At 38.0% G+C, this 11,052-nt stretch carries 9 protein-coding genes; 6 read left to right on the forward strand and 3 right to left on the reverse strand.

Annotated elements, in window-relative coordinates; genetic code table 11:
- The first annotated feature begins 156 nt into the window (after positions 1–156).
- Genes MM236_RS18820 through MM236_RS18835 form a run of 4 tightly spaced genes read left to right on the forward strand, consistent with a single transcriptional unit; the run spans position 157 to position 5,907 of the window.
- Entirely contained in the window at positions 157–1,941 is a 1,785-nt protein-coding gene (locus MM236_RS18820; RefSeq protein WP_241276547.1) for a hypothetical protein, read from the forward strand.
- 13 nt (positions 1,942–1,954) lie between these two features.
- Positions 1,955–3,253, forward strand: a complete 1,299-nt coding sequence (locus tag MM236_RS18825; RefSeq protein WP_241276548.1) for a DUF4861 domain-containing protein — start codon at positions 1,955–1,957, stop codon at positions 3,251–3,253.
- A gap of 6 nt (positions 3,254–3,259) precedes the next feature.
- The gene (locus MM236_RS18830; protein WP_241276549.1) at positions 3,260–4,618 is read left to right on the forward strand and encodes a glycoside hydrolase family 88/105 protein; all 1,359 of its coding nucleotides are present in this window, start codon (positions 3,260–3,262) and stop codon (positions 4,616–4,618) included.
- A 59-nt stretch (positions 4,619–4,677) separates the two neighbouring features.
- The gene (locus tag MM236_RS18835) at positions 4,678–5,907 is read left to right on the forward strand and encodes an MFS transporter (protein ID WP_241276550.1); all 1,230 of its coding nucleotides are present in this window, start codon (positions 4,678–4,680) and stop codon (positions 5,905–5,907) included.
- Here MM236_RS18835 and MM236_RS18840 read toward each other — a convergent pair.
- Complete coding sequence (locus MM236_RS18840) at positions 5,894–6,913, reverse strand: LacI family DNA-binding transcriptional regulator (protein ID WP_241276551.1); 1,020 nt, start codon at positions 6,911–6,913, stop codon at positions 5,894–5,896. The two genes, MM236_RS18835 and MM236_RS18840, sit on opposite strands and share 14 nt — an antisense overlap.
- Positions 6,914–7,192: 279 nt before the next feature.
- Between MM236_RS18840 and MM236_RS18845 the strand changes: the two genes are divergently transcribed.
- Together MM236_RS18845 and MM236_RS18850 are read left to right on the forward strand one after the other, a co-directional pair.
- The gene (locus tag MM236_RS18845) at positions 7,193–7,552 is read left to right on the forward strand and encodes an L-rhamnose mutarotase (protein WP_241276552.1); all 360 of its coding nucleotides are present in this window, start codon (positions 7,193–7,195) and stop codon (positions 7,550–7,552) included.
- 83 nt (positions 7,553–7,635) lie between these two features.
- Complete coding sequence (locus MM236_RS18850) at positions 7,636–9,291, forward strand: alpha-L-fucosidase (RefSeq protein WP_241276553.1); 1,656 nt, start codon at positions 7,636–7,638, stop codon at positions 9,289–9,291.
- A gap of 178 nt (positions 9,292–9,469) precedes the next feature.
- On the opposite strand, the gene MM236_RS18855 is transcribed toward MM236_RS18850, so the two are convergent.
- Together MM236_RS18855 and MM236_RS18860 are read right to left on the reverse strand one after the other, a co-directional pair.
- Complete coding sequence (locus MM236_RS18855; protein WP_241276554.1) at positions 9,470–10,261, reverse strand: glycosyltransferase family 2 protein; 792 nt, start codon at positions 10,259–10,261, stop codon at positions 9,470–9,472.
- A 146-nt stretch (positions 10,262–10,407) separates the two neighbouring features.
- Positions 10,408–10,869: a glycosyltransferase family protein gene (locus tag MM236_RS18860; protein WP_241276555.1), complete on the reverse strand. Its 462-nt coding sequence runs from the start codon at positions 10,867–10,869 to the stop codon at positions 10,408–10,410.
- Positions 10,870–11,052 lie beyond the last annotated feature (183 nt).

An 11,052-nucleotide genomic window follows, 5' to 3' on the forward strand; every position in this document is an offset into this window, starting at 1 on the left:
GAATGATACCATTAGTATTATATTTTCCTACTTCCGGATTTATTTTGATAATGGTTGATATTAGATATTTGTAGATATTGATCAAATGCCAAAATTTATACTAGTACTTGAGTTTGCTGGAAATGAAGTGGGTAATCCAATAAAATTTAATCAGAAATGAAAAAGATCTCGAGAAAAACATTTATCAAACAATCGGCTAGTTTGGGCTTAATGACCGCAATGATACCGTTCACAGCGCATGTATGGGCAGTGGGATCAAAAAACGGCTTCAAAGATTCCAAAATATTGAAGCGGTTAATCAAAGCAAATGATGAACTTGTCATTAAGCTTCTCTTACCTGAAAACAGTAATCCGAAATTTTACATTCGACAACAAGGATATGATTTTGCGGTGCTTTCGGCAAGTTATTGTCATCAGGAATCTACTTTTCACAATAGTGAGAAGGTCTTGCAAAGAATGGAAAGCCTTATGGTTTTTCTCTTGTCACAACAGCGTTCTGACGGTACCATGAATACAGGCAACCTTGAATCACCACCGGATACAGCCTTTGTAATGGAGCCGCTTTGTGCTGCTGCCAAGATCTTGATTGATCACAAAAACCCTGCTTTGGAAAATGTGAAAACAGATCTCAAGAGATTTGTCGTCAGTGCTGGAGAAGCTTTGGTCACAGGAGGGATCCACACGCCAAACCACCGATGGGTTCTGAGTGCAGCCTTAGCCAAGATCAACCATGTATATCCTGATCAAAGATATGTGAACCGTGTGAATGACTGGTTGGGAGAGGGGATCTTTATTGATGAAGATGGACATTATCCTGAGCGGAGTATGAATTATTCAGCCGTGGAAAATGAAGCGTTTATCACCATGGCCAAGCTCTTGGATAAAGAAGAGCTTCTAGTTCCGGTAAGGAAAAATCTTGAAATGACTTACTATTATATGGAACCAAATGGTGATTTGGTCACCTTCGATTCTAGACGTCAAGATCAATATTCCCAACATAATATCGTAGCACAATATTTAAACTATCGATACTTGTCAATCAAAGATAAGAATTCATTGTTTGCAGGTATAGCTAGGGAAATAGAAGGATTTGAAGGTTTTGTAGAGAAGATAGTAAGTGGAGGGTTATACTATTTCATGGAACATGAGATTCTCCAAAACGAAATGCCACTTTCAGCACCACTTCCTAAGGAATATAAGAAGGTGTTTCCAACAAGCAGTCTGGCTAGAATCAGGATGAATGACACCACAATGACGATTTTTGGTGGGGTTGATTGGCCTCTGATTATTGCTTCTGGAAGGTCGATCAGTCCCAATTTCTTTTCTTATAGGAAAGGGACGGCTGTACTGAAACATATCAGAATGTCTTCTTCTTTTTTCAGCATGGGACATTTTAGAAGTGAAGGACTGGAAGTAAAAGATGGAAAGTATATTTTATACAAAAAACTGCAAGCTCCATATTACCAACCACTTCCTCAAAACCTCCGAAATGAAGCTGGTGATTATCAACTGAGCCCTAGTGTGGATGGAAGATTCTGGAGTAAAATGACTTTTGCAGATCGACCGGTAAGCAATGTAAAAAGCCTAGAAAGTAAAATTACAATTGTAGAAAATGATGGGAAAGCTGATTTGTCTATAGAAGTCACTGGCTTGGAAGGAGTACCTGTGACAGTGGAACTATGTTTTGCAGCTGGTGGAGAATTTGATGGTGTTGGAGAGCCTGTAGATTCTAATGGGAACAGGTTTTTGGAAAATGGGGTGGGAAAATACAAAGTTGGTAATGACGAAATTTCATTTGGGCCAGGAATCAAGAAGCATGAGAGTATCTATCGGCTAGATGGTGAAATGTACACCGTTCACTTTGGAACATTGAGGACTGATGGGGACCATGTATACCTTACTGGAATTACTCCTTTTAAACATACGCTTTCTCTCCAGTAAACATTTTCCAACCATGAATCTTTCAAAAATCTTAGTAATATCATCCTTAATTTTTACCATTGGATTTGCCTCTTGTCAAACACCAGGTCAATTCAAGAGTGTTGAATTTCGGATTGAAAATTTGGGAAGTAGAGATCTTTCTGATAAGGCTGTGATATTGCAGCGAAGTGAATTTTCTGAAATAACCGAAGGGGATTTTTATCCTATAATCGTTACAGATCAAAATGACACATTACCAGTACAATTTGATGATAAAAACGGTGATGGTGTTTGGGATGAGTTGTTTTTTCTTGCAAACATAAAATCGGGTGAGCTGATCAACTGTAGCTTGGTGCTTTTAGACAAAAAGATAGATTTTGAGAAACGAGTCAATATTAGGTTCGGTGTACGTGCTTCAGAAAATGACATCGTTAAACCTGCTACTAGCCATACATTTTATCCACACCAACTTCCAGGAGTGATGGGTTATCAGCCTTATCAGACGGATGGCCCTTCTTGGGAGAATGATTGTGTTGGATTTAGACATTATTTGGACGGTAGGAATTCAAAAGATGTATTTGGAAAAAAGGTGAAATACATGTCTCCAGATAATGTTGGTATCAATGATGAGGGAGTGACTGAAGACGATTATCATGTGATGGAGGATTGGGGTCGGGATATTTTGTCAGTTGGCAATTCTGTAGGAATAGGAGGGTTTGGTTTGAAGGTTGGTGATACCTTGGCTCGATTGGGGGTTACAGAGCAAGATTCATTAAACAATGTTTCGGAAACAGACTATACCATTCTTTCCAATGGATTTATTCGAGGATTGATGCGATTTGATTATCATGATTGGAAACCTGAAGTCTTGGATCGAACTTATCAAGTTCAGGAACATACATCGATTTGGCCAGGAATCCATGGATACCAAAATGAGGTTCGTGTCACTGGGATCAAAGGTGATGAAGAATTGGTGATAGGATTGGTAAACTCCAGAACTGACAAGCCTCTTGCAACATTTGAAATTGGTAATTTTCAAGTATTGTACACACATGACCTTCAGACTTATGAAAAAGAATGGTATTTGGGTCTTGCCCTAATAGTCCCTAAGGACAAATACTTGGGATATATCGAAGCGCCTACTGAAGGATCTCTTTCAAATACTTACTTAGCTAGAATGATAATCAATAATGATCATCAATTGTCATACTTTGCTGTAGCAGCGTGGGAGCTTGCTGATGAAAATTTTAGAGATGAATTGTATTTTAAAAATTATCTAAAAACAATTGCTGAAGGTTTAGGTGCAGAAGTGAAAATCACAGTTTTGAATTAAAAAATTATGCTTACAAGGTATTTGCTCTTTTCGTTGTTTCTCCTTTTGGGTTTTTCTCAAGTAACTGCTCAAAACAAAATTACAGATTCCAATACGCCATTGCATTTGTTACAGCCTGATTATCCAATTCCTTATGGGCTCACTCAAATCAATGATATTGAAGGTGTGTTGGAAAAAGTCTATCAGTACCTCAACGAAGTAACACCGCCAAGATTGGTGGATAAAGCTTCTGGATCACCACTCAAGCCATCTCAGTTAGCTGACGGCCAAACGAGATTTGAAAAGGGTGATTTTAGACTCACTAGTTACGAATGGGGTGTGACTTATGCAGGTATGATGCTTGCTACACAATCCACTGGGGATGTTCGATTTGCTGATTATACATACGAAAGGTTGGGATTTCTTTCTGGTCTTTTTCCTGAATCAAAAGGGGTTTTCATGAAAGATCCCCAAGCTGATTTTCCTCTGAAATCGATGATTAGTCCCCATGCTTTGGATGATGCAGGAGCTTTATGTGCAGCGATGATTAAAGCCCAAAAATCAGGGTTTCAATCTGAATTAGATCCAATTATTGAAAATTTTGTTTCATACATATATTCTCGTGAGTATCGGTTGGATGATGGTACTTTTGCAAGAAACAGACCATTGAAAAACACACTTTGGTTGGATGATTTATTTATGAGTGTTCCAGCTTTGGCATTATATGCTGATCAATCAGGAGATACCAAATACATGGACGATGCAGTTTCGCAAGTTTTGCATTTTTCGGAGAGAATGTTTAATACACAAACTGGGATTTTTCGTCATGGATGGGTAGAAAATTCTGGAAATGCTCCGAGTTATCATTGGGCAAGGGCAAATGGATGGGCATTTATGGCGATGGTTGAACTCTTGTCTGTTTTGCCAAAAAATCACCCAGAATACACAAAGGTATTGTCTCTCTATCAAGCACATGCTGCTGGCTTGTCTTCTTTTCAATCCAATACTGGTTTTTGGCATCAGCTGTTGGATCGTAGCGATTCTTATTTAGAAACTTCTGCAACGGCAATTTTCACATATGGGTTTGCAAAAGGGATCAATGAAGGGTGGCTAGACTATAGGGTTTATGCTCCATTGACACTTTTGGCTTGGAACGCGGTGGCCAGTAAGGTCAACGAAAGAGGGCAGGTTGAAGGAACCTGTGTAGGTACAGGTATGGGATTCGATCCTGCGTTCTACTATCATCGACCTACCAATCTATATGCAGCTCATAGTTATGGTCCAGTGATGTTGGCAGGAGCTGAAATGATTTCATTGTTGAACAAGCATAATTATGAAATCGACGAAACAGCTGTTCAGTTCAAGCGGTCAATCCCGAAAATATAAATATGATCCAGTTTTGGGAATATTTCCAAAACGATGTTTAAAAAGAAGTAAAGCTCAAAATGAACAAGAATCGTCTAATACTTATCCTTATTTTCTTAATATTTTTTGTTATATCCTTGCTTACCAATATTTTGGGGCCAATAATCCCAGCCATTATTAATAGTTTTTCGCTCAGCATGGGATTGGCAGGATTTCTTCCATTTTCTTTTTTTGTAGCCTATGGGGTTATGTCTTTGCCCGCGGGGTTGTTGGTGGAGAAATATAGGGAAAAGAATATCTTGGTTTTATCATTTGGATTGGCTGCTTTTGGTGCATTGATTTTTGCAATTAATACAACATTTACCACAGCATTGATTTCTCTGTTTATCATTGGGATAGGTATGGCTATGCTACAAGTAGTGATTAATCCATTGTTAAGGACGACAGGAGGAGAAGAAAACTTTGCTTTTTATTCAGTTTTGGGACAATTTGCTTTTGGAGCGGCATCTTTCTTGAGTCCACAATTGTATAGTTATTTGGTAAGAAATATCCATACTGATTCAGGAAATGGACAATTGGAATGGATGAATACAATAGTACCAAAAGAGCTCACTTGGATCTCGGTTTATTGGGTTTTTGCCTTCATTGCGATTTTAATGATATGCATAATTTCTTTTTTCAAGTTCTCCAAAGTTGCTCTAAAAGAAGCTGAAAAAATTCAGTTGGGCTATAACCTGAAAAAGTTACTCAAAACAAAAATCGTTTGGCTGTACTTTCTTGGCGTTTTTTGTTACGTGGGATGTGAGCAAGGTATTGCAAATTGGCTATCAAAATTCCTTTATGACTATCATTATGTGGATCCAGCCACGACTGGAGCCTTGACGATTTCATATTTTTGGGGATTGTTGACCATAGGTTGTTTGCTTGGGCTCTTACTGTTAAAGGTTTTGGATAGCAAACTAGTATTGGTTGTTTTTAGCATTGGGGCAATTGTATCATTAGTCCTTGCATTGAACGGAAGTCAAGAGATGGCCTTGTACGCATTTCCCATGACAGGATTTTTTTTATCTGTAATGTGGTCTGTTATTATCTCTTTAGCGCTCAATTCCCTTTCATATGCCCATGGTACGTTTGCAGGAATATTGTGTAGTGGGATTATCGGAGGGGCAATATTTCCATTGATCATTGGTCAGTTAGCAGATCAAGTTGGCCTGAGATATAGTTTACTTGTGCTTGTTTTGCCACTTGCTTTTATTCTATCGATAGGAATATGGGCGAAGCCTCTGGTTGCAAATTCTAGATTGAAATAAATTTATTTTTCGTTGTTTCTCGATGTACCAATGAAGTTTTGAGTTGCTCAGTCATGGGCACTTCAATATTTTCTTCAATGATTTTCAATAAAATTTCTGCTGCACGTTTTCCTATTTCGTAGGCAGGCTGTTTGACTGTGGATAGCTGCGGGCTGATATATTGAGCCAATGGTTCATCTGCATATCCAATCACAGAAATATCCTCTGGGATTTTGCAATCCCTTTGTTTCAGAACTTTCACTACTTCATAGGCATTGTAATCGCTAAAAGCGAAAAAGCCATCTATTGGAAATGTATTCAAAATATTATTTACATCATCCAGAAAAAATTCACTATCTCCGGCAATTACCAATTCTTCTCGATAATTTAGGCTGTTTTTTTTTAGTGCTTGCTGATACCCCAGAAATCTGTTGAAGCTTGTAGAGATGTAATCAGGGCCTTTGATATGAACTATGTTGTGACAACCGCTATCTATCAAGTATTGAACTGCTTCAAAGGCACCATCAAAGTCATTTGTGATTACGTAAGAGGTATTGAGGTCTTCGCATATTCTGTCTAGTAAGACCAATGGCGTACCATAATCTATGATTTTGGAAAAATGATCTAGATTGTCCGAACTATTTCCGGCTGCGGCCAAAATTCCATCTACCCTTGCATCCAGAAGTGTCATACATGATTTTTCTTCTTTCTCTTTCAGAGCATCCGAAGTACATATCAAGAGCTGATAGCCTTTTTGGTAGGTGATGCTTTCTATTCCTGCTAAAATATTGTTGAAATAATTATGGGTAAACTCAGGTAGAATAAGACCAATGTTGAAAGTCTTATTTGATACCATACTTTTTGCAATGTGGTTTGGTCTATAGCCATATTTTTGTGCAAGATTGACAATTTGCTCCTTACGCTTCGTGCTGATATTTCCCAATCCATTCAGAGCTCTAGAGACCGTTGAAGGTGTTACATTGAGCTCTTTTGCCAAATCAGTGATACTTACTTTTTTCTTTTTCATAATCTATTCACGTCTCAAGGTACAAACATTACCCCATCTATTCAATTTGTTCCCATAGTGGATGGTGTGTTTTTACCTTTGCCTATATCATTTCATCCGAAATTCATCCAAAACGCATATTTCAAAGGTATGAAACCCTCTCTATTTCATCTTTAAAATCAGGTTGATATGATGCTAAAGCATTTTTCCCAAAAGGGATGACTTTCAACTATTAGGCAAACGTTTGACTGGAATTTAATATAAATAAAAGCTAACATTACCTTTGGTAAAATTGATAGAATGAATACATATTATTTGGTTCTTGATCTTGTAGAGCAAATGGAATCTATAGCATCCTATGAAAAATGGCATCAAAACGTCTGGCCGGAAATCAAAGAAAGCATATTTAATGCTGGAATAATCGGAATGGAGATTTACAGGACAGGAAATAGACTCTTGATGGTCATGGAAGTAGGTGAGGATTTTAGCTTTGACCAAAAATCAAGAATGGACGCTTCAAACCCCAAAGTTCAAGAATGGGAGACTTTGATGGACAAGTATCAAAAGAGACTTCCTTGGGCAAAAGAAGGTCAAAAGTGGGTACTAATGGATAGGATTTTTCATTTGTCTTCACATGATGAATCAAATAGTGATATGTGACTTTCGATCGCGGGGTTGTCTTGTCGCAATTGCTTCTAAAAAAGGAGAAATACTTAAAGAAAATTAACTAAACACCAAAATAAATGAAAACTGTCACTAAATCGATTCTGTTTGGCATGTCGCTCAGTTTATGCCTAAATATGTATTCTTTTGGTCAAGAAGAATTTTTATCACCTATAGGACCCAATAATGAACCCCAACACACAGGGAAGTTTGAGCCAAACTGGGAATCCCTCAGCCAATACAATACTCCAGAGTGGTTTCGAGATGCAAAATTTGGAATATGGGCACATTGGGGGCCTCAATGTCAACCTGGGCAGGGTGATTGGTATGCTAGAAATATGTATGATGAAGGAAGTAAAACTTACAATTGGCATGTTGACAACTATGGACACCCTTCAGAAGCTGGTTTCATGGAAGTAATCCGCAGCTGGAAAGCGGAAAGATGGGATCCTGAAAAGTTGGTGGCCCTCTACAAAAAAGCTGGTGCCCAGTATTTTTTCGCTATGGCCAACCACCATGACAATTTGGATTTGTGGGACAGTGAACATCATGAGTGGAATTCAGTAAGTGTAGGCCCTAAGCGAAACATTATTTTGGAGTGGGCTAATGCAGCTAAAGCAAATAAGCTTCCTTTGGGATTAAGTGTGCATTCAGCCCATGCTTGGAGATGGTATGAATCCTCTCAGTTAGCTGATGAAAATGGGCCTTTCAAAGGTGTGCCATATGATGGAAACTTGAAAAAGGAAGATGGCAAAGGGAAATGGTGGGAGGGACTGGATCCCCAAAATCTCTATGCACAAAATCATAAGCTGAGTGAAGGAAGTGAGGATATCAATAAAATCCATTCCCAGTGGGATTGGGAAAATGGTGCTGAAGTGCCATCTGTAGAGTATAGTGAAAACTTTTACAACAGGTCTATAGATCTGATCAATAAATTCAATCCCGATTTGTTGTATTTTGATGATACCGGATTGCCACTTTACCCAATATCTGATGCAGGACTGAAGATAGCCGCGCATTTTTACAATAGCAATATGGCAAATAATGATGGGAAACTGGAAGCAGTATTATTTGGAAAGATTCTTTCTGAGAGCCAAAAGGAAGCACTCGTTTGGGATGTGGAAAGAGGTGCTCCTGCAGAACTGCAACAAAAACCATGGCAAACATGTACATGTATTGGAAATTGGCATTATAGTGAAGATGTCTACAATCAGGATAGATATAAGTCTGCCAACGATGTCATTCATATGCTTGTGGATGTGGTCAGTAAAAATGGCAACCTTTTGTTGAACGTTCCGATCAAGGGAGATGGAAGTATAGATGATAAGGAAATCCAAATCGTAGAAAATATAGGCAAATGGATGGAAATCAACAAAGAAAGTATTTTCTCTACCAGACCTTGGGAAGTATTCGGCGAAGGACCATCTGTCGAAATCAAAAACCCCATCAATGCCCAAGGTTTCAATGAAGGTAAAATGAAGTTTACCGAGAAAGATATCAGATTCAACCAAAAGGGAAAGCTACTTTATGCTACTATTTTAGGCCTTCCATCTGAAACTGTCCAAATCAAAAGCTTGGGATCTCGTGCTTCTGGTTTTGGAAAAATCAAAAAAGTTGAACTTTTGGGAAGTTCCGAAAAAGTAAAGTGGAAAATTAGTGACAATATGCTAAGCATTGAGCCCCCAGCAGACTTCCCAAATGACATTGCATTGGTCTACAAAATTCAAAGGAAATAAATTATGCTTAGAGCCAAATTGGTCATGTTGTAAAAAGGAAGCTTTAGGTTTCTGGCAAAATTTTGCAGTACAAGACTTCCAATAAGCACTGCTGTCAAAATATTGAAGATGACTGTCTTAAAGGAGTATGATTATTTTACCTACTTGAAAATGTATTATTCATTGACCAAAGCCTACATTAAAAAAAGGAAAGTTTCATTTTAAAGATACCTGCCCATCGATTGATAAGTTTTGACAAGCCCCTTTGGTAGTGTAAGGGTCCGCCATGGTATTTTTTAAAGAAATCATAGTGCTTTGAATTCAAGTAATCTATCATTAAATACTTGTCACTCTTTCTAAAACATTTCCTTCTTGATTGTGCTAATATTCTGTAATAGAATCCTATGAAAGGCAGCTGGACTACGTTACCTCCATTTTTCAAAAGTGAGATCCAGAATTCCCAGTCTTCCCAACCTTTGCTCATATTGGCATCAAACCCTCCAACAGCTTTCCAGTCTTCTTTTCTAAAGATTGCACTGATAAAGATCATGTTATCTTTTGCTAGGGATGAGAGAGAAAAAGGCTTAAGTTTCCAAAAACCACTCTTCATGCCGAATTTTTCTGCTAAGCAATAGACAAGCTTGACGTCATTTGAGCCTTGAAGCACAGCTACCGCCTCGGATATATAGTTTTCGGAAATTAAGTCATCCCCATCGAGTGGCAAAATGATTTCACCTTTGGCACTAGAAATCCCATTGTTTCTTGCATTGGAAGGGCCTTGGTTGTTTTGGTTTATCCCTTTGATGCGCTTATCCATTTTTTCAAGTGACTGGATAATGTCCCATGAATTGTCCTCAGACCCATCATTGACAATTATAATTTCGAGGTTTTTATGTATTGAACCCAAGACAGAATTTACTGTTTCAACAATATAATTTTGATGGTTGAAACAAGGAATAATTACAGAAACAAGCGGTTGGTTATTGCTCATAGCTCAATAAAATTTTTTGCTAAAGTTCCAATCCCAAAAAGAAAAATATCTTTTCAAGACTGGATTTGGTAAAGATTTGGGTATAGATATATTTAAGGATCAGCAGCGTTTAGCTTGCTGATCTGATTTCCTGATTTTTCAATTATCTAAACATGAAATAATTTTTTTAGTTTTAATCCCCAGCTGTACCTACTAGCAAAAGCTAAATCCGAAAAAAAGCCTTTGCTTGTTATTGATAGGTAAAGGTTTCTATTTCTCCATATCTCCAGACCAAAACCAAAAGAAAAATAGCTGTTTTCCCTTGAGTTTGCCAAGTCGATTATTTTTGGAAAACACTCAGCTTTTTGATTTTGAAATATCGGTTTGCAAGCAATTAGCCAAATGTTTTCTCTTGAAATCCTCATTTTCGCCCGCTGGAAACCTGTAATCCGCCTTCTCTTGCCTTCCAAATCTGTCTGATTGTTGGCATGCTGTCTATACCTAACCAAGACTTCTTTGGTATTTTCGATTTGACCCATAGCAGCAGCATTCAAAGCAAGCCATTGGTCGTAAAAACCAACAGCTGGAAAGGGGATAGCCTTTGCCAGTAAGCTTTTGTGGAAAAGCATGGCATGACCCGAAATGCAGTTGAACAACAAGAATGCAAATACTGGCCGACCAGATATCAATGCTGTCCTAAATAATTTTTTCTTCTTTAAGAATATTAGGTTAGAGGCAATTGTGAAGTGATTTATTTATAATCTGGAAAAAGAATCCCCTGTGGGTTATATTTTGGGGGTTTGTCATGATCT

Origin of the sequence: Belliella calami (assembly GCF_022549695.1) — a bacterium.
Taxonomy (GTDB): domain Bacteria; phylum Bacteroidota; class Bacteroidia; order Cytophagales; family Cyclobacteriaceae; genus Belliella; species Belliella calami.